Genomic DNA, 26,317 nt, shown 5'->3' on the forward strand with positions numbered 1-26,317 from the left:
GCTCCTGATCCTAAAATGCCTAGCCTAAAGGAATGATATCCCCTTGCCAACCCTGTCGGCCTAAAGAACCGGTAAGCAGCAGCTCGCCCTTATCGGCGCGAACGATCAGCTGGCCTTTCTCATCCCATAGCGCGCTCCCGCCGCGCGCGTTCGCCATTAAAACGGCAATAGCGTATTTGTGTGCGAAGCGCTGTAGCGCGCTAATGGACTGCCGCCAGCGGTGATCGCCCACCGCAAGGCTGCTGGTAAACAGCGTCGCCTCCGGATCCAGCTCCGGGGCATCACCCTGATTATCAACGATGGCTAAGCGTTTGTCGCCTGGGATCACGCCCGCCCCGTTGCCCTGGGGATAACGGCGAATGGTCGAGAGGCTGGGGGTAAAAAGCGCGAGGCCCTTCTGGCGCTGGTCGTGTTGCTGGAGCGTTACGCCGGCAATTACCGTGATAAAGCGCGACTGCGCGGCGTGAAGGAGGGGAGCAAGCTGTAAATCGTCGGGTGGCGGAGGTAACGTTGGATCCCCGGGGCCGGTAAGCGACAGCTCCGGAAAGACGATTAAATCGCACCCTTGCCGGGCTGCTTCGTCAATGAAATGCAGGTGGTGTTTTACGTGCTCGTCTACGCAGCCGTGCCGCGGGGCATACTGGGCCGCGGCAATATTCCATCGTGACATCGTGACTTCCTTATACACTGAGTCGCTGGGATTCTAAGATTACACCTAAATTTATCAGGGTTTTCTTATCCTGCCACATAACGCGTAAGGAAGTGTAACGAGACGTTAAGCTTATTTAACTTTAGGTTCGTATGGCAGGCGCGAGAGGTTAACCGACGCGAGGCGATGCGCGATCAGGCGTTCGCGAAACCAGTCGCGAAGATGCGCGGGCTGCTCACGTTCAACCACTTCGGCCACAACGGGCATGTTGTAACGCTCTTTAAATGCAACGCCAGCGGCGGCGAGATCGACGTTGACTTTGTCCATCTCGTCCTGAGGAAGGGCGGCCAGATTAACGTTCATTTCCTTCTCCTTTTTCTGCGGCGGCAACGTTACCGCGATTATTCAACGATGACAAGGGAGCAAAGGATGATCCTCGACTCGCTTATTATACAGCGTTATTCTTTACCATTCAGGCATAACGAAAAGGAATGATTGTGATGCATCTTACCCCTTCCCGCGTCGCGTGCGCGCTGGTTTTCCTTGTCTCTTCGGCAATCACGCCCTCGGCTCTGGCCCACGCCCATCTTAAACAGCAATCCCCGCAGGAAAATACCGTCGCGGCGGCGCCGGAGGTCATCACCCTGAGCTTCTCGGAAGGCATTGAGCCGGCCTTCAGCGGCGTAGCGGTGACCGACGCGCAGCAGCAGAAGATCAAAACCGGCGCGGTGAAGCGTGACGAGAAGGATAACGCGCGGCTGATCGTTCCTCTTGAGCAGCCGCTGGCGAAAGGCACCTACACGGTGGACTGGCACGTGGTTTCAGTGGACGGCCACAAAACCAGGGGCAGCTATCGCTTTAGCGTGAAATAGTATGCTGGCACTGAGCTACGTAGCGTTACGCTTTATCCATTTTTCCGCGCTGATGCTGCTCTTTGGCAACGCGTTATACAGCGTCTGGTTTGCGCCGTCGTCGCTGCAGCGTCTGATGACGCAGCGCTTCCAGCTACAGCAGAAGGTCGCGGCCCTGATCGGCCTGGTGACGGCAGGGCTGATGTTTGGCCTGCAAAGCGGATTGATGGGCAACGGCTGGGGCGATGTCGTTAGCCCGGAGGTCTGGCGCAGCGTGCTGGGGACGCAGTTTGGCGGCGTCTGGCTGTGGCAAATGGTTCTGGCAGCGGTCACCGTGAGCGCAGCATGGCTGGCACCACATAAAGGCTCACGGCTGTTACTGCTTGCCATGGGACAGCTCGTGCTGCTGGCAGGGGTTGGACATGCCGCGATGGACGCAGGCGCTCCGGGGGCGCTTCACCGTGTGAACCACGCGCTTCATCTTCTTTGTGCCGCGACCTGGCTGGGCGGTCTTTTGCCGCTGCTTTTTTGCATGCGTCTGGCAACAGGGCGCTGGCGGCCAGCGGCTATCTTTACCATGATGCGCTTCTCCCGCGTGGGGCATTACGCCGTTGCAGGCGTGCTGCTTACCGGGCTCGTAAATACGCTGTTCATCGTTGGCATTGACGTGCCGTGGCAGGCGCCTTACGTACGGCTGCTGTTGTTTAAATGTGCGCTGGTCATCATGATGGTGGCAATTGCGCTGGCGAATCGGTATTTTCTGGTGCCACGCTTTCGCCCTGAGGCCAGGCGGGAACAACAGATTTTTATCAGGATGACACAGGCAGAAGTGGTGCTGGGCGCGCTGGTGCTGGCGGCAGTCAGTCTCTTCGCAACCTGGGAACCCTTCTGACAAGGTTAATAAACATATGAAAAAGACACTGCTTTCTCTTTTACTTCTTACCAGTGCCGGCAGCGCGCTGGCCGCACCGCAGGTGATTACCGTCAGCCGTTTTGAGATGGGCAAGGATAACTGGGCGTTTAATCGCGAAGAGGTGATGCTCACCTGCCGTCCCGGCCACGCGCTGTACGTCATTAATCCCAGCACGCTGGTCCAGTATCCGTTAAATGACGTGGCAGAGCGGCAGGTTGCCAGCGGGAAAAGCAATGGTCAGCCCGTCAGCGTGATTCAGGTTGACGATCCGGCTAATCCGGGGCAGAAGAAGAGCCTGGCACCGTTCATTGCGCGCGCAGAAAAGCTCTGTTAGCCGTCAGGTTTCCAGTAAAAAAAAACCGCAGGGCTTGCAAAAGCGCTGCGGTTTTTCACATTTAGTGATGTTCTGACGCTTTTTTTCAGGCCACTTTTGCTGTGGACTGGAAAACCTGACGTCGTCATCTATTCTTAAAGGGCAAGGCGACAGAGCCTGCATTAATGCCAACTTTTAGCGCACGGCTCTCTCCCAAGAGCCATTTCCCTGGACCGAATACAGGAATCGTATTCGGTCTCTTTTTATCTATTCATTTTTCAAGGGATTACCGGTCTCAACACGAACGCCCCCGAAAAATTTTCGAACATTCCATATCCTGCCTAAACCATAACATACTCTGCACCGCGTGCGTCCAGGTATTTTTTGGTCATTGTTAAATTTTTGTGTCCCGGCAATCGTAATGCAAATTCTTCCCCCGCGGTGTTCCGGTGAGTAAAGCATGGAGTCAAAAGGGGCAGCCGGGTTCCTGCCAGTTACCCCTCGACGATCGCCTCCCTGATCGGACTGCTGCCTGGAGGGAATGCTCTGCTATAACAGGGAACGCATGTTGTTGACTGGTAATAATAACGCATATCATGAATAAGATTTTTTATTCATGGTATTTGCGACAAAAGCCCTCTTTGTATTAAAAGATGAAATGCAGGCCCGCATAGACATATGACATTGCACAAAGAGGGCATATAATGACTGACGAGTGCTTATGCTCTCGTTATATATTTATATGAATTACGATAATGTAATAGGATTTATCTGATTAAACCAAAACGTTTATAGCAAATGCGGCGATAGGTTCACCGTTGTCATTATAGAATGTGCTACTGCCGCTTTTAACTACCTCGCCACTTTTTATTACGCAATTGTACCCACTAAGTATAAAAGGAGTGAGACGATCTCTGTCTTTTAGGAGCATGCCTGCAAAACCATCATTGTTATCGGGAGCCTTCAATAATGAGTCACCTCTTTTTCTGGCCGTAATCTCTCCGTTAATAATTTTAATAAATGATGTATCGGGGTGAGTTAAATCATGTAAAACAACCTCGATATTTTTTGGTATCGCTTTTTCCATGGCATCCATTACTGACGATATAACAGATACCAGGTTTGATAGTAGCTCGTTATTTTTATCTTCAACAAAAACAGCGTGTTGTGTGGTTGGTGATTGCATGATCATACTTTGGCTCGCAGTTTTGGCGGTAAATTAACCAGTTATAACATTTAACGTAAATTATAATTTATTTAACGTTCAACCAACTTAATCATAAAGTGCATGTAAAATGAACCTTATGATCCGTAGAGATTAATTTTAAAATTCGCAATAATCAACAAAAAATAAAAATGAGTTGATTTTTTGACTTTTTGTTTATTTATGAAATGTTTCAACTGTATCTATGTATGGGGGATTTGTTTGTGGTTTGTTTATTAACGGTGATGAAGGGTGCAATGGATGTTAGTAGAAGGCGCTTTTGATTTATCTGAAGTTATATCTATTATAATCTTCAATATTTTTGGTTCTAAGAGTTGGATAACACGGATGCGTCATTTTCAAATAATGCGACAGGAGGGAAATGAAAGCTACTTAGGCCAACCGTAAAATGGTCCTGCATCCATTTGAATAATTTTGATACAGAGCGATTATGTGCTCGTCTTACCAGGAGAACGTAAAGGTGAAACCCTGGAAATGACGTTTGCAGAGGAAGGGTATTGAATTAAGACTAAAGGACTGGACCTAGAGAAAACAGGAATCGAAGTCGTTTTTTTTATCTGCATTAAAGCAAACGATATCATCCGCTTATTGCCTTCGCAGGAGGTTTACGTCCTGTTTGCCTTCCTCACCATTCACCACCCGACGGGTGAAAGTCCAGTCCTTTTGGGCTGCATTGTTAAATTTTTGTATCTACTTTTCCTCAGGCGGCAGCGGGCTAAAACCGCGAATCAACCGATGCCGCGATTTCATCAAGTAACGCGAAGCGGCGCCGGTATTCAGCGCGTTTTTTGCTGGCAATCTCCTCTAACGATTTACGTTCCATCCGCAGCGGCAGCTGCCAGCAGAAGGGGGAGACCTTATTACCGTTCAGCCCTTCCCAGAACTCGTCATAGCTGGCGTGGAAATGGCGGCCTTTGCTCAGGCGATAGCGCAGCGCGCGGAACACATGTCCTTCATCGCTGACGGCAAAAATAGCGCTGATGTTTGAGCGTGCGGCAAGCTGGAAGACTACCTCCATCAGCACGCGCTTCGGGAAAAGACCGTGGCACGCGCGGGTGGCCTCTTTAATCACCTCACGCGGCACGTTGCGACGCGGACCCTGGAGCCCGCCGATCACCAGCACCGCGCGGCCGTTGCTGCGTGCGACGCAAAAGGTCAGGCTGGCGAGCAGCGTGTTGTCGCTGTCGTGCAGCCACAGCGTGCTTTCGCCTTCGCGCTCGGCTTTACCCGCGGACGAGGCATTGACGGTATACGTGACGCCGTTTTTAGCCTCAAACTGCACAACCGGCAGCTCCTGCGGGCTGGTCAGGGCGTGGGCAAGGGCGGTATTTTTCAGACTATCGATCCAGTCATAGTGGCTGACGATAGCATCCGCTCTGTCGTTTGAGTTCAGGCCGCGCATCAGATACTGGCGGTGGGTTTTGCTCGGCAGCGTAATTTGAGACGCCAGCAGTTTGTCAAAGTCGTCGCGTCCGGACAGCGCCTCCAGCATGCGATGGGTGGAGGACCAGAATAAAAGCGAGCGCAACAGGAACTTTAACCGGTATTCACGTTTCTGCCAGATAGGGCCAGGAACGCGTTTTCCCTTCACCAGTTCAGAAATAATATTTGTACGATGTGGGTAAAAAACATCGTTTTGCAGGTGTATGTTTGACACGTGAAAATCCCTCGTTTTATTCCGCACTATTTTAAAGGGCCGGGGATAAGGGATTAATAGCGCAGCGATCTTTATTTCCGGCTGGTTTACGATTCGTTTGGATTCGAGGCGTCTGACGTCAGCCCATGACATTTTCTGTTGCAGCTATACTTTTTACAGGAGGCGTTATGTATCGGAAAATTAGCGGGGATCGCTGGCGTCATGTCTGGGTTGTCAGCGACATTCATGGCTGCTATCAGGGGCTTATGGAGGAGCTGAAGCAGCGGCGTTTTAATCCTGACGCGGATCTGCTGATCTCGGTGGGGGATATTATCGACCGCGGGCCTGACAGCGTAAAATGTTTACAGCTGGTGCAGGAAAAATGGTTTTGCGCTGTTCGCGGCAACCACGAGCAAATGGCGCTGGATGCGCTTGAAAATAATAATATTACTCTCTGGTCGATAAATGGCGGTATTTGGTTTACCGCTCTTAAGGGTGACGAGCAAAAACAGGCGATGGCTTTACTCGACGCGTGTCGGGCCTTACCGCACGTCATTGAAATAACCTGCGCAAACGGGCTGAACGTTGTCGCCCATGCGGATTATCCATCAGCCGAATATGTCTGGAACAGGCCGGTGGATGCGCAGCGCGTGCTGTGGGATCGCGATCGCTTAACGGGGCTGATGGCGGGTAAAGGGCAGGGCATCAGCGGCGCGGATCACTTCTGGTTCGGGCATACGCCTTTAGACAAACGATATGACTTTAACAATCTGCACTATATCGATACGGGGGCGGTTTTTGGAGGCTTCCTGACGCTGGTGCAGCTTCAGTAATAAATAACCCGCCTTCGGGCGGGTTCTCTTTGGGTCAGGCAAGACGCAGGACCCAGGCATCGGTTTTACTGTCGTAATGCTCACGGTACAGAACGGAATGTTCCCCATCAAGAATAGCCGGGACGCTGGTATCCGCGTCCCAGGCATCCAGCTGCATGCACAAATCCGGATCGGATTTGCAGGGAATACTTAACGTTCGATCGCCTTGTGCTTCGCCGCGCAGTTCAGCGTCGTCGATTTCAAAAGCGCCAATGCGTACGCTGGTTTTCGTCATAATGCTCTCCGGTTCGTTGCCCAAAATCTGGTATGACCAGTACAGCCACCCATCTTTGAGCCTAGACAAGGAGAGCGAAATCGCCAGTAAAAAAATGCGTTTTTTTCAGGCGGTGCGGCTGTTACCGGTAAACAGGCGGCCATCGCGTACCAGTTCACGCGGATAGCTGTTTTTCAGCCGCGAGCCAACTTTTTTTGCCAGCCCCAGCGGATAGCCCTGATACGTCACGATAACTTCATCCTGCGCCGGGCCGTTTTCCGGGTAAACGTCACGGCCGCGATACCACTCTTCCGCTTCCTGATGCGTCAGGGCGAAGGTGTTTTCACGACCGGCCAGCGCAATAACCGCTTCATGCTGCCAGCGGTAGCCCTTGTTGTGGATCTCCGCGAGGCGAATACCGAGGCGGGAGAACCGCACCTTACCAATCAGCGGTTCGATATTCGCAGGGAACAGCCACAGCTCTTTGTCACGCATCCAGAGGCGCAGGCTCTCATCCCAGCGCAGGCCCACTTTGCCGGCAGCCGCCTCCGCCTGCGCCGCATCGCGTCCTTTGACCGGGGAGAACGGGAAGTTGCCGACCTTAAACTTAGGGGCAGGGAGAGGGTCAACGGCGCATGTTTTGCGCATACGCGCGACGAAGAAGCCTTCGCAATCGTAAATCTGCGGGAAGACGTGCAGGAAGCCTTCAGGCGTGGCGGCCGCTTTGGCCGAATCGAAGAGGGCGTCCAGCGGGAGAAACTCGACGGCATCCGCATAGCGTTGCTTCAGCCACAGGCAGACGTCCTCGTTTTCATCGCGGTTCAGCGTGCAGGTGGAGTAAACCAGCGTCCCGCCGGGGCGCAGGGCATGAAAGGCGCTGTCGATCAGTTCACGCTGCGTGGCGGCGATCTCCAGGTTGCTTTCAACGGACCAGTTTTTTAACGCATCGGGATCTTTACGCACCACGCCTTCGCCGGAGCAGGGGGCGTCCAGCAGGATGGCGTCAAAGGCCTCCCGCAGAGCGGCCCCAAACACGCGTCCGTCGAAGTGCGTCAGTGCCACGTTGTGGATCCCGCAGCGGTTGATATTGGCATGCAGGACTTTGACGCGGCTGGCGGAAAATTCGTTGGCGAGGATGGCGCCGCGGTTGTGCATCCGGGCGGCAATCTGGGTGGTTTTAGAGCCGGGCGCCGCGGCGACGTCCATTACCCGCTCAGGCTGATTGTCATCGGCAAACAGCGCGGCAACCGGCAGCATGGAGCTGGCTTCCTGAATATAAAACAGCCCGCTCAGGTGTTCGGCGGTGCTGCCGAGCGGCAGACTCTCTTCATCATCCCGCTCGATCCAGAAACCTTCTTCACACCACGGGACCGGCGTTAGCTGCCAGCCGTAGGGGGAGACAAGATCCAGAAACGCCTCGACGCTGATTTTGAGCGTATTGACGCGAATGCTCCGGCGCAAAGGGCGCTGGCAGGCAGCGATAAAATCATCAAAAGAGAGATGAGCGGGAAGCGCCTCGCGCATCTGCGCCAGGAACTGTTCAGGAAGAAATACGGAGTTTTGAGCCACGGGCACACCACAGGGAAACATTCAGGCGAGCAGTGTAGCATAAAGGCTCCGGCGCGTTGACACCGGAGCCTGTGAGATTAACGCGGCAGCGCCGTTCCCCATTCACGCCACTCTTTCGGTTCACTTTCCAGCAGCAGGAAGTGTTTACCCGCCTGCGCCTTAGGCGCCAGAGGCGTGCCCGGCGGCGTGGCAAAGGCAATGCCCCCGCGAATGAACTGGTTGAAGGTGCCGGTTTTCACCACCCCGCCGGTCAGGCCGAAGTCCAGCGAGTAGCCTGAAGCCAGCCAGAACACCGAGTTGTTGCGCACCAGGTGCTGATAACGCTGGCTGATGCGCAGGCCGACCATCACGCGGTCGGACAGGTTCCCCAGCGTCAGGCTCGTTACCGTTCCCACCTCGATACCGCGGAACAGCACCGGTGTGCCAATGCCCAGTGAACCCGCCTCCGGCACTTCAACCACAATGCTCAGGCCGTCCAGGTAACGGGAATCGGTAATGGTCGCTTCCTGCAGTTCAAATTCGCGACGCGTATTGCCGCGACCCGGTTCAACGTTGATGTACGGCTGGAGAATGGTGTCGAGGTGCTCAACGCCGGCGGCAGAGATTTGCGGCGTAACCACAGAGAAGCGCGAGCCTGCACGGGCAAACGTCTGCACGTATTCCGGATAAAGCACGGCGGTGGCCTGGACTTCGTTGCGCGCGGTGATCAGCTTCAGCTTCTGCACCTGCCCGATATCGATGCCCAGATAGCGGATTGGCATCCCTTCCGCCAGCTTGCCGGCATCAAAGGTGTGCAGCGTGATCTGCCCGCCGACGGCGCGCGCAGCGGTTTCAGACGGGAAGAGGATCCGCTTGTCGCCTTTACGCATATTGCCGCCCGCGCCGCTCAGGTTATCAAAGCTGATAGCCCCGCGCAGGGCACGGGAGAGGGGAGAGGCCTGCACGGTCAGGCCGCTGCCGTTGAGCTGTACCTTCGCGCCGCCCTCTGCCCAGAACACGCTGTTTGGCGTGAGCAGCTTGCGGTATTCCGGCTTAATGTGCAGTTCGATATCAAACGCGTCCGCGCGAGGGCGAACGGTGATCACTTCCCCGACCTCAAATTTACGATACAGCACGACCGAGCCCGCCTGTACGTCCGGCAGCGTTTCCGCGCTCAGGGTCAGGGTGGTGGTTGGCAGGTCGCCCAGGCTGTTTTCGATTGCCTTATCCAGGTTGGCGAACAGCGGATAGCTTTCGCGCAGCGCGCCTTTGCTGCCCGGCAGAATGCGGATCCCGCCGTTTACCCACTCGCTGGCGCTGGCTCCCAGGAACTCAACGCCGTCCAGGCCCACCTTCACGTCGACGCGGCTGTTAACCACGAATTTGCTGTCGCCGTGAACCAGGTTGCCGTACTGCGGATCGATGGCGGCGGAGAAGGAGACCCCTTTTTCCGACAGCTTGCGCTCCAGAACCTGGCCTACCTGCACGCCGTGCAGGATCAGCGGTTGCCCGGCCTCGATACCATAGCTCTCCGGGGCGTTAAGCGTTACGGTCTGCACGCCTGGCTTTTGCAGCAGGGCTTTATCCGCCGGCGCAATAACAAAGCTTTTGTTCGGAGGACCTTCACCCGGGATCAGCTCGAAGGTACTGCCCGTCAGCAGGGTGCTGATGCTGGCGTCGCTGAGCGACAGCTTCGGATTACGCAGCTCAATGCGCGTTTTTTCCCGCAGGAGATCGACCACGCTTGGATCCACGGTCATTTCGCCGGTAACGGAGCCGCCCGCGTTGAGGGTTAATTTTGTCAGCTGACCGACCTCTAGCCCCTGGTACATGAGCGGAGTCGAGCCGGCCTTCAGCCCTTTAGCATCCGGCAGGGTCAGCTTGACGATAACGCCGCGCTGGCTGTGCGCCAGGTCCGCGTACAGGCCAAACGTATCTTCTGCGGCGGCCGGGCTTGAGCCTTCCGGGGAATCAAAGGCGATAGCGCCATTCACCAGCGCCGCCAGACTTTCGAGCTTCACCTTCGCACCGCTCAGGCTCAGGTCGGCATCAACGCCCGAAACGTTCCAGAAGCGGCTGCCTTTTTTCACCAGGCTGGTAAAGCGCCGCTCAATGAGCACGTCAATGGTCACGCCATCTTTGTTTGGGTTGATGGCGTAATCGTAGACGCGGCCGACCGGAATTTTACGGAAATAGACCAGTGAACCGCTGTTCAGGGAGCCTAGATCCGGCGCGCGGAGATGAATCATCAAATCCCCGTTATTGAGCCGGTATTTCGGCTGCGTATCCAGCGCAACAAAGTGATCCTGCGGCTCACCTTTGCCGGGCATCATGCCGATATAGTTACCGCCAACGAGGGCATCCAGCCCCGAAACGCCGGCCAGAGAGGCTTTAGGCGTCACCAGCCAGAACTGCGTTTCGGCGCGCAGGGCGTCCTGCATGTCGGACTTAATGCTTGCCCGTACCTGGATTTTGTTCAGTCCTTTGCCCAGGGAAATATCCTGTACGGTCCCCACTTCCACCCCCTGGAAGCGAACGGGAGTCCGTCCGGCGACAATGCCGTCCGCAGACTGGAAGTCAATGGTGATGGTGCTTCCGCGATCTTCATAGCTCGTCCAGATAAGCCAGCCTGCAATCAGCAGCGCGATAACAGGCAGCAGCCAGAATGGCGAAATGCGGCGTTTTGTTTTAATTCTCGCTTCAGTCGGCGAAGCGGGCGTTTCCTGACTCATGTGCGTCCCAAAGTAAGCGGCTGTCCAGCCATTCCACTGCAAGAATAGTCAATATCACCGCAGAGCCGAAATAAAAAGCTGCGGGTCCCATGGTAAAAGCAAGTAGCTGATCGCGATTGATGAGCGACATCATTAACGAAATCACGAACAGATCCAACATCGACCAGCGACCTATCCAGGTCACGAATCGCAGAAGCAGGATGCGGGTGCGAAGTCCTTGTTTGCACTTAAAGTGGATGCTGATGAGCAGCGTGAACATCACCACCACTTTAGTAAACGGCACCAGAATACTGGCGATAAAAACGATGGCGGCAACCCCCACGTTGCTGTGTGCAAGGGAGATAATCCCGGAAAGGATCGTGTCTTCCTGGCGGGCGCCGTTTACGTATATCACGGAGATCGGCAGCATGTTTGCCGGGAACAAAAATACCAGAGAAGCGATTAACGCCGCCCAGCATTTTTGCATGCTATTGTTGCGCCGTAATCTTAACGGTATATGGCAACGCGGGCACCGTCCACGCCCATCCGGCAGGCCGGTGTAGTGGCATCCCAGGCAGACGCGCAGGTTTTCATCCGGCCGGGTGGCGGGGCGCTGGGGGTAAAATCGCTCCCAGAGCTGTTCGACGTTCAGATGAATCATGGTCAGAATGCTCAGCAGGACCAGCGAAATAAACGCGAAAAGGCCAATGCCGGGCTGCAAAAACGCATAGTCCTGCACCTTGATGGAGGCGACGCCGACGCCGACAAGATAGATATCCAGCATCACCCACTCCTTGAGCTTGTCCAGCATGAGCAGGACCGGGCGCAGGTTCATCCCGAGGATGTTGCCAAACCACAGGTAGGCAATCGCCGCGACCAGCACCAGCGGCGCGCCGACGACGCAGAACAGCACCATCGCGCCGGTGAGCGGATCGCCCTCGCGCGTCATCTGCCAGATCCCCTGCAATACGTTGGCGTCGATTCGCACGCCCAGGAGATAGAGCTTAAGCAGCGGCTCGGTCCAGGCAAAGGGCATCAGCAGCAGCATCGTCACCGCCATTGCCGCCAGACGCGTTAATGACCAGTCTCGTCCGTCGCGGATTTTGGCATCGCAGCGCGGGCAAAAGGCGCTTTGATGCGATTTCATCTTCGGCAACATAAAAAGCGTATCGCACTGGGGGCAGCGCTGATAATGTGCACGAGGCAAAGGCTGGCTTACCGTATGGACAACGATCTTGCTTGTCGGCGTAATTTTGGGTGTTTTTATGGCCATGAGTCGCGCACAGATTAGTATTGTTGAAAGTTATAATAACTCATGAACGGATTCATCTTGAGCATGAGCGCATTTAATGCTTATTTTAATAGGCTATGCGGTAAATATGTAAGATAACTAAGTGATTGAATAATGAACAAAACAGAATTCTACGCGGATCTGAATCGCGATTTTAAGGCATTAATGGCGGGGGAAACCAGTTTCTTAGCCACTCTGGCAAATACCAGCGCGTTACTGTTCGAACGCCTTTCAGACGTGAACTGGGCGGGCTTTTACCTGCTTGAAGGTGAAACGCTGGTGCTTGGGCCTTTCCAGGGCAAGCTTGCCTGCGTGCGCATTCCGGTAGGGCGCGGCGTATGCGGTACCGCGGTGGCAACCCGTCAGGTTCAGCGCGTTGAAGATGTCCACGCGTTTGATGGGCATATCGCCTGCGATGCCTCCAGCAATTCAGAGATCGTTCTGCCGCTGGTGGTCAAAAATCAGATTATTGGCGTTCTGGATATCGACAGTACGGTCTTCAGCCGCTTTACTGCCGAGGACGAACAGGGGCTGCGCGAGCTGGCGGCGAACCTGGAAAATGTTCTGGCAGCAACCGATTATCATAAATTCTTTGCGAGCGTCGCAGGATAATCAACGGATAACGTAGCATTTACTGATAGCGTCATTATAATGTCGCCTGTTCATGCCTGCGCTTGTTGGCAACGTCCGTTGTAATCAGGAAATTTCATGGAAAATCAACCTAAGTTGAATAGCAGTAAAGAAGTTATCGCATTTCTGGCCGAGCGTTTCCCGCAGTGCTTCAGCGCTGAAGGTGAAGCGCGTCCTCTGAAAGTCGGTATCTTTCAGGATCTGGTCGCGCGCGTTGAGGGCGAAATGAACCTCAGCAAAACGCAGCTTCGTTCTGCCTTACGCCTTTATACCTCAAGCTGGCGTTACCTGTACGGTATCAAGCCGGGCGCGACCCGTGTCGACCTTGACGGCAACCCTTGCGGTGAGCTGGATGAGCAGCACGTAGAGCACGCACGCAAGCAGCTTGAAGAAGCCAAAGCTCGCGTGCAGGCACAGCGTGCGGAGCAGCAGGCGAAAAAACGCGAAGCCGCAGCGGCAAACGGTCAGGAAGACGCCCCTCGTCGCGAGCGCAAACCACGCCCGGCACCGCGTCGTTCTGAAAATAACGATCGCAAACCGCGTGCTGACAAACCAGCAGCTAAAGCCCCACGTGCGCCGCGCGAAGAGCCGCGCCACACCCCGGTTTCTGACATCAACGCGCTGAGCGTGGGTCAGGCGCTGAAGGTGAAAGCGGGTAACAACGCGATGGACGCCACCGTACTGGAAATCACCAAAGATGGCGTTCGTGTACAGCTGACTTCTGGTATGTCAATGATTGTACGCGCAGAACACTTGTTGTTCTGAAACGGAGGCCGAGCCTGGCATGAACACTTTTTTTAAGCTCACCGCGCTGGCTGGCCTGTTTGCTATAACAGGCCACGCTTTCGCTGTGGACGATATTACGCGTGTTGATCAAATTCCTGTTCTCAAGGAAGAGACGCAGCACGCGACGGTGAGTGAGCGCGTGACGTCGCGCTTTACTCGTTCGCACTATCGTCAGTTCGATCTCGATCAGGCCTTCTCGGCCAAAATCTTTGACCGTTATCTGAACTTGCTGGATTACAGCCACAACGTACTGCTGGCCAGCGATGTCGAACAGTTCGCTAAACGCAAATCCGAAGTGGGTGATGAGCTGCGCTCCGGAAAGCTGGATCTGTTCTACGATCTGTACAATTTATCGCAAAAGCGCCGTTTTGAACGTTATCAATACGCGCTGAAGGTGCTGGAACGTCCGATGGACTTTACCGGCAACGACACCTTTAATCTGGACCGCAGCAAAGCGCCATGGCCGAAAGACGAGGCCGAACTGAACGCGCTGTGGGACGCAAAGGTTAAGTACGACGAACTGAGCCTCAAGCTCACGGGTAAAGACGAGAAAGAGATTCGTGAGACGCTAAACCGTCGCTACAAATTTGCCATCCGTCGCCTGGCGCAGACCAACAGTGAAGATGTCTTCTCGCTGGCGATGACCGCGTTTGCCCATGAGATTGACCCGCACACTAATTACCTCTCTCCGCGTAACACCGAACAGTTCAATACCGAAATGAGCCTGTCTCTGGAAGGTATTGGTGCGGTGCTCCAGATGGACGATGACTACACCGTAATCAACTCCATGGTGGCCGGCGGTCCTGCATCCAAAAGCAAAGCGATCAGCGTTGGTGACCGCATTGTGGGCGTCGGCCAGAGCGGCCAGAGCATGGTAGACGTGATCGGCTGGCGTCTCGACGACGTGGTTGCGCTGATTAAAGGGCCAAAGGGCAGCAAAGTTCGCCTGGAAATTCTCCCTGCCGGTAAGGGGACCAAGACCCGAATCATTACCCTGACCCGCGAGCGTATCCGCCTGGAAGATCGCGCGGTGAAAATGTCGGTGAAAACCGTCGGTAAAGAGAAGGTTGGCGTTCTTGATATCCCTGGCTTCTACGTTGGCCTGACCGACGATGTGAAGGTGCAGTTGCAGAAGCTCGAGAAGCAGAACGTCAGCAGTGTGATCATCGATCTGCGCAGCAACGGCGGCGGCGCACTGACCGAAGCGGTCTCGCTGTCCGGTCTGTTTATCCCGTCCGGCCCGGTGGTGCAGGTGCGTGATAACAACGGTAAGGTGCGTGAAGATGCCGACACCGACGGCGTGGTCTACTACAAAGGCCCGCTGGTGGTACTGGTCGACCGCTTCAGCGCGTCTGCATCCGAAATCTTTGCTGCTGCGATGCAGGACTATGGCCGTGCGCTAATCGTCGGTGAACCGACCTTTGGTAAAGGCACCGTTCAGCAGTACCGCTCTCTGAACCGTATCTACGACCAGATGCTGCGCCCGGAATGGCCTGCGCTGGGTTCCGTACAGTACACCATTCAGAAATTCTACCGCGTGAACGGCGGGAGTACGCAGCGTAAGGGCGTTACGCCGGATATCCTGATGCCGACAGGTACCGAAGAGACGGAAACGGGCGAGAAGTTTGAAGATAATGCGCTGCCGTGGGACAGCATTGATGCCGCGACATTCGTGAAGTCGGGTGATATGAAACAGTTCGGACCGGAACTGTTAAAAAATCATAACGACCGCATCGTGAAAGATCCGGAATTCCAGTACATCATGAAGGACATCGCGCGTTTCAATGCCCTGAAAGCGAAACGGAACATTGTCTCTCTTAACTACGCTCAGCGTGAGAAAGAGAACAACGAAGATGATGCAACGCGTCTGGCGCGTATCAACGATCGCTTCAGACGTGAAGGCAAGCCGCTGCTCAAGAAGCTGGACGATCTGCCTAAAGATTACCAGGAGCCGGATCCGTACCTCGACGAGACGGTGCATATCGCGCTCGACCTGGCGAATCTGGAAAAAGAGAAGCCTGCCGTGCAACCCGCTCCGGCAAAATAATCCCCCAACAGGCACAAGCAATTGTGCCTGTTTCTTTTTGTTCCGCACTCTCCCGTCAAGCAGATTTCCAATTGTGTAAAGTTGTGTCTTTCTGGAGACTTACGCCGCCTGGATGCTTGAAAATAGCCGGAATACCCATACGATGTGGGTAATCGCATAGTGCGTTTTGTTAAACTGAGGTTAAAAGAATATTATGATGCGAATCGCGCTCTTCCTGCTCACCAACCTGGCGGTAATGGTGGTTTTCGGGCTGGTGCTAAGCCTGACGGGAATTCAGTCGAGCAGCGTTCAGGGTCTGTTGATTATGGCGCTGCTGTTTGGTTTTGGTGGCTCCTTCATTTCACTGCTGATGTCGAAGTGGATGGCGCTGAAATCCGTGGGCGGTGAAGTTATTGAACAGCCGCGTAACGATATGGAACAGTGGCTGATGAGCACGGTTGCTCAGCAGTCAAAGCAGGCGGGCATTGCCATGCCGCAGGTGGCCATTTACCACGCGCCGGATATCAACGCCTTTGCCACCGGCGCGCGTCGTGACGCCTCTCTGGTGGCCGTCAGTACCGGTCTGCTGCAAAACATGAGCCGTGACGAAGCGGAAGCGGTTATTGCCCACGAGATCAGCCACATTGCCAACGGTGATATGGTCACCATGACCCTGATCCAGGGCGTGGTGAACACCTTCGTTATCTTCATCTCCCGTATTCTGGCGCAGATCGCCGCCGGGTTTATGGGGGGCAACCGTGACGAGGGTGAAGAGAGCAACGGTAACCCGCTGATCTATTTTGCGGTTTCAATGGTGCTGGAGCTGGTGTTCGGCATTCTGGCAAGCATCATTACCATGTGGTTCTCCCGCCACCGCGAGTTCCATGCGGATGCCGGCTCAGCGAAGCTGGTAGGTCGTGAGAAGATGATTGCCGCGCTGCAGCGTCTGAAAACCAGCTACGAGCCGCAGGAAGCGAACAGCATGATGGCTTTCTGCATCAACGGCAAGTCGAAGTCGCTGAGTGAGCTGTTTATGTCTCACCCGCCGCTGGATAAACGCATTGAAGCGCTGCGCAGCGGTGAATACCTGAAGTAACGCTATCGGGTTGGAAAAAGCCGGGCAGGAGACTCTCTCCGCCCGGTTTTTTTATGCCTGTACCCGCGGCTGGGTGACGCGAAGCCCGCTGACGATAGCCGCGAGGGTTGCCAGCGCTCCGGCGGTAAGCAGCGCAACGTGGGTCGCGTGTTGCCCGGCAAGATTGAACATCAGCGCCACCAGGGCGGCCCCGGTGCTTTGTCCCAGCAGCCGCGCCGTTCCCAGCATCCCGCTGGCGCCACCGCTGCGCTGCGGAGGAGCGGCGGTGATAATGGTGTGGTTGTTGGGTGACTGGAACAGACCAAAACCTGCACCGCACAGGATCATGCGCCAGATAATATCCAGATCGCCTGGCGACGAGGGCAGCAGCGCCAGCGAGAACAGCCCTATTGCCATCACGACCAGCCCGATAGCCCCCAGCAGCCCGGCATGCACGCGCTCGATAAGGTATCCGGCCAGCGGGGCCATCACCATCGTTGCCAGAGGCCAGGGCGTGAGCAACAGGCCCGTTTCCACCTCCGAACGGCCAATTACGCTCTGCAGGAAGAACGGCAGGGCAACCAGCGCCAGCATCTGGGCGCAGAACGAGCAGATCGAGGTGCAAATCGAGAGTGAAAACAGCGGAATGCGCAGCAAGTCTACCGGTAATAACGGCACCGGCAGCGCCAGCTGGCGATGAACGAAGAAAAAGCCGACGGTGAGCATAGCCACAACTTCTGCGGCGATTAGCGTCAGCGACTGCCCCTGCGCAAAGCCGCTAAGGGCGGTAATAAGCAGGCCAAACGTCAGCGCGTTCATCACTGCGCTGGGCAGGTCGAAACGCGGCACGGTGCTTTTCGGACCATTCTCCGGGAGATAACGCAGCGCGAAGAAGATGGCCACAATGCCCAGCGGCACGTTGATGGCAAACAGCCACTGCCACGACGCCACGGAGAGAATCGCGGCGGCAATCGTCGGCCCGGCGGCAGACGACACCGCGACAATAAACGAGTTAATCCCCATGCCGCGCCCAAGGTGGCGATGGGGATAGATGAGCCGTATCAGGGCCGTGTTGACGCTCATCAGCGCCGCGCCGCCGAACCCCTGGGCGATACGCGCTATCGTCAGGGTATGCAGTGAATCGGAAAGGGCGCAAAAGAGCGAGGTGAGCGTAAACACCACCAGCCCGCACTGGTAAACCCGGCGATAGCCAAACATATCGCCCAGGAACGAGAGTGACAGGAGTGAAATCACAATCGCTATCTGGTACGCGTTCACAATCCAGATTGAGCTTGCCGGAGACGCGTTAAGGTCGCTGGCTATTGTGGGGAGGGCAACGTTGGCAATAGCGCCGTCAAGGACGGCCATCGAAATACCGATGATAATAGTGGCAATTGCGCCGTACCGCTGGGGTAAGGGCAGGCCATCAGAAAGGTGTTTTTGCATGGAAAAAAATGGCTCAGGGTGAAATTATTTTGAGGGTAACTATTTTAGCATCGTTATTTCAGTTTTATGTCGCAGATTTGTAACGAAGTAAACCCAGATTGATTGCAGCACGCACCGCACGAATTTATAATAAAAACCGGTTCTGATTTTTATAAAACACTCTCCATGAGGTGATAAATGGCAATTGCAGATTTGGATAAGCAGCCAGATTCTGTTTCTTCCGTGCTGAAGGTGTTTGGCATCTTGCAGGCGCTCGGAGAAGAGCGTGAAATTGGTATTACAGAGTTATCGCAGCGTGTGATGATGTCGAAAAGCACCGTTTATCGCTTTTTGCAGACAATGAAATCATTGGGCTATGTCGCACAGGAAGGTGAATCAGAAAAATATTCTCTGACGCTGAAGCTGTTTGAGCTGGGCGCCCGCGCGCTGCAAAACGTGGATCTGATCCGCAGCGCGGACATTCAGATGCGCGAGCTTTCGCGCCTGACGAAAGAGACGATTCACCTCGGCGCGCTGGATGAAGACAGCATCGTTTACATCCACAAAATTGACTCCATGTACAACCTGCGCATGTACTCCCGTATCGGTCGCCGCAACCCGCTGTACAGTACCGCAATTGGTAAAGTGCTGCTGGCCTGGCGCGATCGCGAAGAGGTGAAGCAGATCCTCGACGGCGTGGAATACAAACGCAGTACCGACCGCACCATCACCAGTACCGATGAGCTGCTGGCCGTGCTGGATAAGGTCCGTGAACAGGGTTACGGGGAAGATAACGAAGAGCAGGAAGAGGGGCTGCGCTGCATCGGCGTGCCGGTGTTCGACCGCTTCGGGGTTGTGATTGCGGGCCTGAGCATTTCGTTCCCTACGCTGCGATTCTCTGAAGAGCGTCTCCATGAGTACGTGGCGATTCTGCACACCGCCGCGCGCAAAATTTCAGAGCAGATGGGCTATAACGACTACCCGTTCTGATCCTTGCACCCATTAAAAACGCCGCATTACTGCGGCGTTTTTGTAAAATGTATTTAACCAGGCTTAGCCGTTATCAACCACTACAGACGTTTTACGCAGCACCGGGCAGTTGGTCAGCCCGATAATCCCGCTGTCTGAATGAATGTACTGGGCCGTGCTCACGCCCTGCGCGGTCAGATACTTGCACTGGATACCCAGGCCCGCGGCATTTTCTTTGCTCCCCATTAATACGCCATACCCACTTAACAGAAGGCCAATCCACACGATGGCCAGTACAATAACCGTACGAATAATTAAACGCATTAATGCCTCTTTTTTCTTTGTTGTCATAGGGTAAGCGTACCGGGTTTACGCAGTGAAACAAGTGCACGATTCCTAAAAGGGTCTGTTGCGGGTACAGTTAGCCCCTGTTTAAGATAGCCGTGATAACCTGGCTACATCAGGTGATAAAACGGAGTGTGGAGTGAAAAAAATACGCTGGGTAATTCTGATTATAGTGTTGGTGGCATGCGTAGTGCTGTGGACGCAGACTATCAACGTGATGTGCGATCAGGATGTACAGTTCTTTAGCGGCATTTGTTCAATTAATCAGTTTATCCCATGGTAGATCGTCATTTTTTCGCTGGGTGATTTCCTTCCCCTGCGGCAGTGGTAAAATGGCTTTTTTTACTGAGGTGGTAAGATGGGTGAGTTACTGAATGCGGGGCTGCTGAGCATTGCATCCCTGGTGATGGCTTTGGTTGTGCTGGTTGTTGGGCTGGTATTGTGGTTCTACGTTAACCGTGCCAGTTCCCGTACAAACGAGCAGATTGAGCTGCTGGAAGCGTTACTCGATCAGCAGAAGCGCCAGAATGCGCTGCTGCGTCGTTTGTGTGAAGCCAACGAACCGGAGGCGAAAGACGTGCCGAAGGAAGCCGCGGTTCAGCAAAAAGAAGATGAAGACTTCATTCGTCTGGTGGCCGAACGATAGTCTGCCCCGAACGGGGAGGTGGCCCGAGCGTACGGCGTAAATCTCCTCCCTGAACAACAAACTCCCGTAAAATCCCCTCCTAATATTAAGCAGCACTTAACTATTGATTCAGTGCGCTGAAAAATGGCGAAGAATTATCCGCATATAACGGGTGCCGTTTCGTTGAATAAAGAATGTACTTTAAATTTCCAGAAGTGTTTTATTTTAATCGAAACGTTTTGCTTGCCTTCTTTTGAGGCACGTTCATAAAAATTTCATTATTTTGGTGCATAACAACGACTGTTAAATGGTGAATTTTAATACAGTTAGTGAGAGGTATTTAACATTGAATATTGCGTGTCACAGTTTTGGTGCATTGCAAAGATTTCAGCATAACTTTTCACAAAATGTTCTAACTCAGTCATTCTTTTAAAGAAATGTTTGGCGGAATATGGACGACCTGAAATAGTTGAGCTATGTTTAAAAAGTCTTTGATTACAGGGCGCGTCAGTGCACCCCGAGGGCAGGTAAAACGGCTGGTGCTTTACTTTGCAATACGCATAACTGTGCGGAGTGTGGCGAAGTAACGCCAGAGTTTGTGCGGCGGATCGAGACACGTTTAAAAATGGCTTGCCATATTAAACGTTGTATGTGATAACACGGTTTGGGTCAAACGAGGTACAGTTCTGTTTATGTGTGGCATTTTCAGTAAAGAAGTCCTGAGTAAACACGTTGTCGTTGAATACCGCTTCTCTGCCGAACCTTATATTAGTGCCTCATGCAGTAATGTCTCAGTTTTATCTCAGTTATGCCTGCGGGCTAAGAAAACACTCTAAGGAATTTTGCAAATGGCAAAGATTAAAGGTCAAGTTAAGTGGTTCAACGAGTCTAAAGGTTTTGGCTTCATTACTCCTGCTGACGGCAGCAAAGACGTGTTCGTACACTTCTCTGCAATCCAGGGTAACGGCTTCAAAACTCTGGCTGAAGGCCAGAACGTTGAGTTCGAAATTCAGGACGGCCAGAAAGGCCCAGCTGCGGTTAACGTAACTGCTATCTGATCGAATCACTGCTGACTGAAGCGCCAGGCGCTTCGATCTCAGACATAAGCCTCGCCGATGCGGGGCTTTTTTATGCGTTTATTTCTCAAATTATTACGTAATCCTTCCCTGTTAGTAACTTGTTGCAAAGCTGCGAGGTTATTAGCATTGTTTTCCCGCCTTATCGTCCTCTTTTCCCGTTAAATCAGTGCGTTGTTTAACAGCCCTGGGGTTAAGGTGAAAAAAAATACTATAACGGCCACCGGAAATTTTACGCCGGCGCGTTTTGCTCTTCTGTGTCTCGCTATCTTTTGCAGCCTGGCCTTTCTGCTGGGCAGGGTGGCGTGGTTACAGATCGTCAAACCGGACAATCTGGTGAAGCAGGAAGATATGCGCTCCCTGCGCGAAGTGCCAATCGACGCCCCGCGGGGAATGATCGTTGACCGTGAAGGACGCCCGCTGGCGGTAAGCGTACCTGTCCAGGCCGTCTGGGCCGATCCGAAAACCGTACTGGAAAAAGGTGGAGTGGGTTTTGATTCGCGCTGGCAGGCGCTGGCAAACGCCTTGCACCTCTCCCTGAGCACGCTTGCGTCGCGCATCAACGGCAATCCGCATGGCCGATTTATTTATCTCGCCCGTCAGGTCGATCCCGCCCAGGCTAAGTGGATCGATAAGCTGCGCCTTCCGGGTATCAACCTTCGGGATGAATCCCGGAGGTTTTATCCTGCCGGGCACGTGGCCGCTAACCTTATCGGCTTTACGAACATTGACGGTCAGGGCATTGAAGGCGTTGAGAAAAGCTTTAATGCGCAGCTCACCGGAAAGGCTGGCGTGCGGCAGGTGAGGAAAGATCGCTACGGGCACGTGGTGGAGAACCTCACCGAGGTGGCGCCCGTACCGGCGCATAATATCCAGCTCAGTATCGATGAACGCCTGCAAACCATCACGGAGGACGCGCTGGATAACGCCGTGGCGTGGAACAAAGCCGAGTCAGGCGCGTCGGTGCTGATCGATATCCATACGGGTGAAATTCTGGCGATGGCGAGCTTCCCGGACTTCAACCCCAACAACAGGGAAGGAGCGACGCTGGATGATTTTCGCAATCGCGCTATCAGCGACACCTTCGAACCCGGCTCAACCGTCAAGCCCCTGGTGCTGATGACGGCGCTTCAGCAGGGGCTGGTTCAGCCTGACAGCGTGATAGATACCCATCCCTACACCATTGACGGTCACCGTATTCGCGATGTGGGCTACTACCCGGAGCTGACGATGACCGGGATCCTGCAAAAATCCAGCGACACGGGCGTGTCCCGTCTTTCTCTGGCAATGCCCGTACAGCGGCTGCTTGATACCTATAAAAGCTTTGGTTTTGGTGAGAGTACCGGGCTTGGCTTAACCGGGGAGAGTTCGGGCTTACTGCCGCAGCGAAAATTCTGGAGTCAGCTCGATCGGGCGACCTTCGCGTTCGGTTATGGTCTGATGGTAACGCCACTCCAGCTGGCGCACGTGTATGCCACCATCGGCAGCTACGGGATTGAACGTCCTCTGTCGATCACCCGTATCGATCCGCCGGTAATTGGCAAACGGGTGATGCCCGAACAGATTGTTCACGAGGTGGAGCACATGATGGAGAGCGTCGCGCTCCCCGGCGGCGGTGGGATAAAGGCGGCGGTGCGTAACTACCGCGTGGCGATAAAAACCGGGACGGCCAAAAAAATCGATGAGCACGGTAAGTACGTGGATAAATACGTCGCGTATACCGCAGGCGTTGCGCCCGCGAGCGATCCCCGCTTTGCGCTGGTGGTGGTGATCAACGATCCGCAAAACGGCGCCTATTACGGGGGAGCCGTTTCCGCGCCGGTGTTTAGCGAAATTATGGGGAACGTCCTGCGCCTGGAAAACGTGAAGCCCGACGGGCTGCCGGCAGATTCTGACCATCTGATTGTGATGCGCAACCCAGCCGTTTATAACCCCGGCGAATAGCGGTACACTTCGCCCTTTGGTTTACGTCCCCGGAGTTGTCATGTCTTTCAGTTGTCCCCTTTGTCACGCGCGGCTGACGCGCTCGGAGAAAAGCTTTACCTGTCCGCAGGGCCATCAGTTTGATACGGCGAAGGAGGGCTATGTGAACCTGCTGCCGGTGCAGCACAAGCGGTCCCGGGATCCGGGAGACAGCGCAGAGATGATGCAGGCGCGCCGGGCGTTTCTTGATGCCGGGCACTACCAGCCGCTCAGGGACACCGTTGCACACCGGCTGGCTGAAAGCCTGACGGATGCCGCCTCCGCCGTGCTGGATATCGGCTGCGGCGAAGGCTACTACACCGCAGCGTTTGCTGACGTGGCGCGAGAGAAGGGCGCTGAAACGTTCGGCCTGGACGTGTCGAAGGTGGCTATCCGCGCGGCGGCAAAACGCTACTGCGCCGTAACGTTCTGCGTGGCCTCCAGCCACAGGCTGCCGTTTGAGGATGCGAGTATGGATGCCGTAGTGCGCATCTATGCGCCCTGTAAGGCAGAGGAGCTGGCGCGCGTCGTTAAGCCCGGCGGGTGGGTTATCACCGTCACGCCCGGGCCATGCCATCTGATGGAGCTGAAGGGGCTAATCTACGATGACGTGCGCCTGCATGCGCCTCACTCTGAACAGCTGGCGGGCTTTACGTTAACGCAGGCGCAGTCGGTGGGGTATGAAATGACGCTGCAGGGAAGTGAAGCCGTGGCGCTGCTGCAAATGACGCCGTTCGCGTGGCGGGCAAAACCAGAGGTATGGGAAACGTTAGCGACCTGCGCAGAATTTCGCTGCCAGACGGATTTCAGCATCCACTGCTGGCAGCGCGACGCTTAACCCGCGAAGTGTGCCCAGAGGATTTGGGCACCAATCCCGATCAGCACGATACCGCCCAGAATTTCCGCTCGCTTGCCTAACAGCGGGCCGATAAACCGGCCAACCATCATTCCCAGCGTCGACATGATAAGCGTCGCGCAGCCAATCGCCAGCGCGGTGGCGATAATATTGACCTGAAGGAAGGCCAGACCAACGCCGACGGCCATCGCGTCCAGGCTGGTGGCAATCGCTGTGGTGACCAGGAGCCAGAAGCCGTGGCGTTGCAGCGGCGCTTCCTCGTCGTCGCCGTTACCGCGAGCACCTTCAATCACCATGCGTCCACCGAGGAAGACCAGCAGCACGAAGGCAATCCAGTGGTTCCACTCCAGCACGAACTGGCTGGCGAGCATTCCCAGACCCCAACCGATAAGCGGCGTCAGCGTTTCGATAGCGCCAAAGATGAGGCCGGTACGCAGTGCTTCAGAAAATTTAGGTTTATGGAGCGTGGCACCTTTACCGATGGAGGCGGCAAACGCGTCCATGGACATGCCAAAAGCGAGAAGGATCGTAGCGGAGATATTCATCAGAGCGTCCAGACCGGGGATATCCATATGACACATCACTGCCCCCAGTAAACAGCAGTTGATGTATCTATGGTCTCGCCTGATCCTTTTGGCACGATAACGTGCTGAAAGCGATCCGTACGCGCCACGTTTTTCAACGAGTATGTTGACACGTACATTTCCTGCATGCAGGAAATCGGCTACTCCCCAACGACGGGCGCAACCTTAACATATTTTGAGAATATAAAACAACAATGAAGAAGGCGTAATTTAGCTTATTGTTTGATAACGATTTTCATTTAGGTTTATGCATGAAAATATCGTTAATAAATATAAGTTATTACGCAAGCAAGATATAGCAACGGCTATACTGAGTGCGAAAGAATATCGCGTTATATAGCCGGTGCTATAATATTAAGCTATTGAGTTTTAAGAAGTAGTTTGTAGATCTTTTCAAGGTCATCAATATTTTTGACCCGAATAAGCAGCCGGCGCTGTTCTAATTGCATGACGAGCACGCCGTCTTCGGATAAATTCATCTCTTTAATACGGTTATATTCTATCCACACATTGGCGAAGAAAAATCCGTGTTTTTTAAAGATGAGTTTTGGCGAACGGATCCAGAACAGGTAAATCGCCATCAGGGCCAGCGCACATAATAACCATGTGGTTAATATTGCACCATGGCTGGTCACGTTATTGTAAATCAGGATGACGACCAGGCCGGCGAAGATAAACGCATCAATGCGTCCACGGCGTAAGAGGGGAAGGGTCAGCAGCGTCTTGCCGTGGCGGCGAGGCATAATGAACTCGTCATAGATCGCGTAAGCCAGAAGGGCAACAATAAACAAAACCAGTACGGTGTCCGTGACAGTCATTCATCCTCCAGATAAAAAGACCGGGGGCAAGCCCCCGGTCGATAACGCAGTTTATTACAGACCCAGCAGGCCGACGGCGTAGCCCACGATACCGATGACGAAGAAGCCAACGATGATCCACAGCGGGTTTACTTTCTTACGCAGCAGCCACATACAGGCGAAGGTCAACAGCAGCGGCACCAGGCCCGGCATCAGCTGGTCCAGAATGGTCTGCACGGTGGTGACGCGCGTCTGGCCATCCTGACCGGTGATGGTCGATACCACCAGCGGGATGTTCACGTGCGTCCACTTGTTAACCAGCGCTCCCATCACAAACAGGCCGAGGATTGACGCCCCCTCGGTCAGTTTTTGCAGGAAGCCGCCGCCCATATCCTTAACGATATCCACCCCTTTGCGATAACCGTACGCCACGCCGTAGTAACGGGTCAGCAGACGCACCGCGTTGAACAGGATGAAGAACAGCAGCGGACCAAGCAGGCTGCCGCTCATGGCGATCCCGGCACCCAGAGCCGCAAAGACGGGACGCACGGTACCCCAGAAGATGGGGTCGCCCACGCCTGCCAGCGGCCCCATCAGACCGACTTTGATACCGTTGATGGCACCGTCGTCAATCTCTGCGCCATTCGCACGCTGCTCTTCCATCGCCAGCGTCACGCCGAGAACGGGCGCGGCGACGTACGGATGGGTGTTGAAAAATTCCAGGTGACGCTTAATCGCCTGGCGACGTGCTTCGTTGTTTTCCGGATACAGGCGCTTGATGGCCGGCACCATGGAGAAGCAGAAGCCGAGCGCCTGCATACGTTCGAAGTTCCACGAACCCTGGAACAGGTTAGAACGGATGAACACGCCACGAATATCACCCGGAGTGAGTTTTTTCTCAGTGGTAGTTTTAGTCATATCAACCATGTCGCTCACCT

28 protein-coding genes are annotated in these 26,317 nt (G+C 54.5%); 15 read left to right on the forward strand and 13 right to left on the reverse strand.

Going from position 1 to position 26,317, the window contains the following annotated elements:
• Positions 1 to 19: 19 nt before the first annotated feature.
• A complete protein-coding gene (locus tag HWQ14_RS13985; protein WP_176610043.1) occupies positions 20 to 670 on the reverse strand; it encodes a carbon-nitrogen hydrolase family protein in 651 nt (216 codons plus the stop codon).
• A gap of 111 nt (positions 671 to 781) precedes the next feature.
• Positions 782 to 1,012 carry a DNA polymerase III subunit theta gene (locus HWQ14_RS13990; RefSeq protein WP_003859784.1) on the reverse strand — a complete coding sequence of 77 codons (231 nt, stop codon included), beginning with the start codon at positions 1,010 to 1,012 and terminating at the stop codon, positions 782 to 784.
• Positions 1,013 to 1,149: 137 nt separating this feature from the next.
• Between HWQ14_RS13990 and yobA the strand changes: the two genes are divergently transcribed.
• The 3 genes from yobA to HWQ14_RS14005 are packed head-to-tail and all read left to right on the forward strand — an operon-like array spanning position 1,150 to position 2,747.
• A complete protein-coding gene (yobA, locus tag HWQ14_RS13995) occupies positions 1,150 to 1,521 on the forward strand; it encodes a CopC domain-containing protein YobA (RefSeq protein ID WP_176611198.1) in 372 nt (123 codons plus the stop codon).
• 1 nt (position 1,522) lies between these two features.
• Positions 1,523 to 2,392 carry a copper homeostasis membrane protein CopD gene (gene copD, locus HWQ14_RS14000; protein WP_176610044.1) on the forward strand — a complete coding sequence of 290 codons (870 nt, stop codon included), beginning with the start codon at positions 1,523 to 1,525 and terminating at the stop codon, positions 2,390 to 2,392.
• Positions 2,393 to 2,408: 16 nt separating this feature from the next.
• The gene (locus HWQ14_RS14005) at positions 2,409 to 2,747 is read left to right on the forward strand and encodes a YebY family protein (RefSeq protein WP_176610045.1); all 339 of its coding nucleotides are present in this window, start codon (positions 2,409 to 2,411) and stop codon (positions 2,745 to 2,747) included.
• Between the two features lie 754 nt (positions 2,748 to 3,501).
• On the opposite strand, the gene HWQ14_RS14010 is transcribed toward HWQ14_RS14005, so the two are convergent.
• Both HWQ14_RS14010 and HWQ14_RS14015 read right to left on the reverse strand, forming a co-directional pair.
• A complete protein-coding gene (locus tag HWQ14_RS14010; protein ID WP_176610046.1) occupies positions 3,502 to 3,912 on the reverse strand; it encodes a PAS domain-containing protein in 411 nt (136 codons plus the stop codon).
• 754 nt (positions 3,913 to 4,666) lie between these two features.
• Positions 4,667 to 5,608, reverse strand: coding sequence for a VirK/YbjX family protein (locus HWQ14_RS14015; RefSeq protein ID WP_176610047.1), 942 nt, complete (start codon positions 5,606 to 5,608; stop codon positions 4,667 to 4,669).
• A 167-nt stretch (positions 5,609 to 5,775) separates the two neighbouring features.
• On the opposite strand from HWQ14_RS14015, the gene pphA reads away from it, so the two are divergent.
• Complete coding sequence (gene pphA, locus HWQ14_RS14020) at positions 5,776 to 6,420, forward strand: protein-serine/threonine phosphatase (RefSeq protein WP_176610048.1); 645 nt, start codon at positions 5,776 to 5,778, stop codon at positions 6,418 to 6,420.
• A 34-nt stretch (positions 6,421 to 6,454) separates the two neighbouring features.
• Here pphA and HWQ14_RS14025 read toward each other — a convergent pair whose 3' ends face one another.
• The 4 genes from HWQ14_RS14025 to yebS form a co-directional block, all read right to left on the reverse strand.
• A complete protein-coding gene (locus HWQ14_RS14025) occupies positions 6,455 to 6,694 on the reverse strand; it encodes a YebV family protein (protein WP_006176013.1) in 240 nt (79 codons plus the stop codon).
• 105 nt (positions 6,695 to 6,799) lie between these two features.
• Complete coding sequence (gene rsmF / locus HWQ14_RS14030; RefSeq protein WP_209007144.1) at positions 6,800 to 8,248, reverse strand: 16S rRNA (cytosine(1407)-C(5))-methyltransferase RsmF; 1,449 nt, start codon at positions 8,246 to 8,248, stop codon at positions 6,800 to 6,802.
• A 71-nt stretch (positions 8,249 to 8,319) separates the two neighbouring features.
• Positions 8,320 to 10,953: a PqiB family protein gene (locus tag HWQ14_RS14035; RefSeq protein ID WP_176610050.1), complete on the reverse strand. Its 2,634-nt coding sequence runs from the start codon at positions 10,951 to 10,953 to the stop codon at positions 8,320 to 8,322.
• Positions 10,922 to 12,205, reverse strand: coding sequence for a membrane integrity lipid transport subunit YebS (gene yebS / locus HWQ14_RS14040; protein ID WP_176610051.1), 1,284 nt, complete (start codon positions 12,203 to 12,205; stop codon positions 10,922 to 10,924). The genes HWQ14_RS14035 and yebS overlap by 32 nt, the downstream gene beginning before the upstream one ends.
• Positions 12,206 to 12,337: 132 nt before the next feature.
• Between yebS and HWQ14_RS14045 the strand changes: the two genes are divergently transcribed.
• From HWQ14_RS14045 to htpX, 4 genes are all read left to right on the forward strand, one after another.
• A complete protein-coding gene (locus HWQ14_RS14045) occupies positions 12,338 to 12,835 on the forward strand; it encodes a GAF domain-containing protein (RefSeq protein ID WP_176610052.1) in 498 nt (165 codons plus the stop codon).
• 96 nt (positions 12,836 to 12,931) lie between these two features.
• Positions 12,932 to 13,618 carry an RNA chaperone ProQ gene (gene proQ / locus HWQ14_RS14050; RefSeq protein WP_176610053.1) on the forward strand — a complete coding sequence of 229 codons (687 nt, stop codon included), beginning with the start codon at positions 12,932 to 12,934 and terminating at the stop codon, positions 13,616 to 13,618.
• Positions 13,619 to 13,637: 19 nt separating this feature from the next.
• A complete protein-coding gene (gene prc, locus HWQ14_RS14055) occupies positions 13,638 to 15,686 on the forward strand; it encodes a carboxy terminal-processing peptidase (protein WP_176610054.1) in 2,049 nt (682 codons plus the stop codon).
• A 193-nt stretch (positions 15,687 to 15,879) separates the two neighbouring features.
• Positions 15,880 to 16,761 carry a protease HtpX gene (htpX, locus tag HWQ14_RS14060; RefSeq protein WP_003859899.1) on the forward strand — a complete coding sequence of 294 codons (882 nt, stop codon included), beginning with the start codon at positions 15,880 to 15,882 and terminating at the stop codon, positions 16,759 to 16,761.
• 51 nt (positions 16,762 to 16,812) lie between these two features.
• Here the strand turns inward: htpX and HWQ14_RS14065 are convergent, their stop codons facing one another.
• Positions 16,813 to 18,186, reverse strand: a complete 1,374-nt coding sequence (locus HWQ14_RS14065) for an MFS transporter (protein ID WP_176610055.1) — start codon at positions 18,184 to 18,186, stop codon at positions 16,813 to 16,815.
• Positions 18,187 to 18,363: 177 nt separating this feature from the next.
• Here HWQ14_RS14065 and kdgR point away from each other — a divergent pair, with 177 nt between their 5' ends.
• Complete coding sequence (gene kdgR / locus HWQ14_RS14070) at positions 18,364 to 19,155, forward strand: DNA-binding transcriptional regulator KdgR (protein WP_148418048.1); 792 nt, start codon at positions 18,364 to 18,366, stop codon at positions 19,153 to 19,155.
• Between the two features lie 63 nt (positions 19,156 to 19,218).
• On the opposite strand, the gene HWQ14_RS14075 is transcribed toward kdgR, so the two are convergent.
• Complete coding sequence (locus HWQ14_RS14075; protein WP_148418047.1) at positions 19,219 to 19,458, reverse strand: YobH family protein; 240 nt, start codon at positions 19,456 to 19,458, stop codon at positions 19,219 to 19,221.
• 160 nt (positions 19,459 to 19,618) lie between these two features.
• On the opposite strand from HWQ14_RS14075, the gene mgrB reads away from it, so the two are divergent.
• The 6 genes from mgrB (at position 19,619) to rlmA (ending at position 23,980) form a co-directional block, all read left to right on the forward strand.
• Positions 19,619 to 19,762, forward strand: a complete 144-nt coding sequence (gene mgrB / locus HWQ14_RS14080) for a PhoP/PhoQ regulator MgrB (protein ID WP_148418046.1) — start codon at positions 19,619 to 19,621, stop codon at positions 19,760 to 19,762.
• A gap of 75 nt (positions 19,763 to 19,837) precedes the next feature.
• On the forward strand, positions 19,838 to 20,125 hold the full coding sequence (locus tag HWQ14_RS14085; protein WP_148418045.1) for a YebO family protein: 288 nt from the start codon (positions 19,838 to 19,840) through the stop codon (positions 20,123 to 20,125).
• 671 nt (positions 20,126 to 20,796) lie between these two features.
• A complete protein-coding gene (locus HWQ14_RS14090) occupies positions 20,797 to 20,940 on the forward strand; it encodes a DUF2627 domain-containing protein (protein WP_148418044.1) in 144 nt (47 codons plus the stop codon).
• A 12-nt stretch (positions 20,941 to 20,952) separates the two neighbouring features.
• Positions 20,953 to 21,162 (forward strand): transcription antiterminator/RNA stability regulator CspE, encoded by a 210-nt coding sequence (cspE, locus tag HWQ14_RS14095; RefSeq protein WP_001062678.1) that lies wholly within the window; start codon positions 20,953 to 20,955, stop codon positions 21,160 to 21,162.
• 216 nt (positions 21,163 to 21,378) lie between these two features.
• A complete protein-coding gene (gene ftsI / locus HWQ14_RS14100; RefSeq protein WP_176610056.1) occupies positions 21,379 to 23,124 on the forward strand; it encodes a peptidoglycan glycosyltransferase FtsI in 1,746 nt (581 codons plus the stop codon).
• A 40-nt stretch (positions 23,125 to 23,164) separates the two neighbouring features.
• Positions 23,165 to 23,980 (forward strand): 23S rRNA (guanine(745)-N(1))-methyltransferase, encoded by an 816-nt coding sequence (gene rlmA, locus HWQ14_RS14105; protein ID WP_176610057.1) that lies wholly within the window; start codon positions 23,165 to 23,167, stop codon positions 23,978 to 23,980.
• Here the strand turns inward: rlmA and mntP are convergent.
• The 3 genes from mntP to HWQ14_RS14120 all read right to left on the reverse strand — a co-directional run bounded on the left by mntP (position 23,977) and on the right by HWQ14_RS14120 (position 26,306).
• Positions 23,977 to 24,543: a manganese efflux pump MntP gene (gene mntP / locus HWQ14_RS14110; protein WP_148418041.1), complete on the reverse strand. Its 567-nt coding sequence runs from the start codon at positions 24,541 to 24,543 to the stop codon at positions 23,977 to 23,979. The genes rlmA and mntP overlap by 4 nt on opposite strands.
• 398 nt (positions 24,544 to 24,941) lie before the next feature.
• On the reverse strand, positions 24,942 to 25,400 hold the full coding sequence (locus tag HWQ14_RS14115) for a DUF986 family protein (RefSeq protein ID WP_176610058.1): 459 nt from the start codon (positions 25,398 to 25,400) through the stop codon (positions 24,942 to 24,944).
• 54 nt (positions 25,401 to 25,454) lie between these two features.
• The gene (locus HWQ14_RS14120) at positions 25,455 to 26,306 is read right to left on the reverse strand and encodes a PTS mannose transporter subunit IID (protein WP_176610059.1); all 852 of its coding nucleotides are present in this window, start codon (positions 26,304 to 26,306) and stop codon (positions 25,455 to 25,457) included.
• Positions 26,307 to 26,317 lie beyond the last annotated feature (11 nt).

Origin of the sequence: Enterobacter cloacae, assembly GCF_013375935.1 — a bacterium.
GTDB lineage: Bacteria > Pseudomonadota > Gammaproteobacteria > Enterobacterales > Enterobacteriaceae > Enterobacter > Enterobacter pasteurii.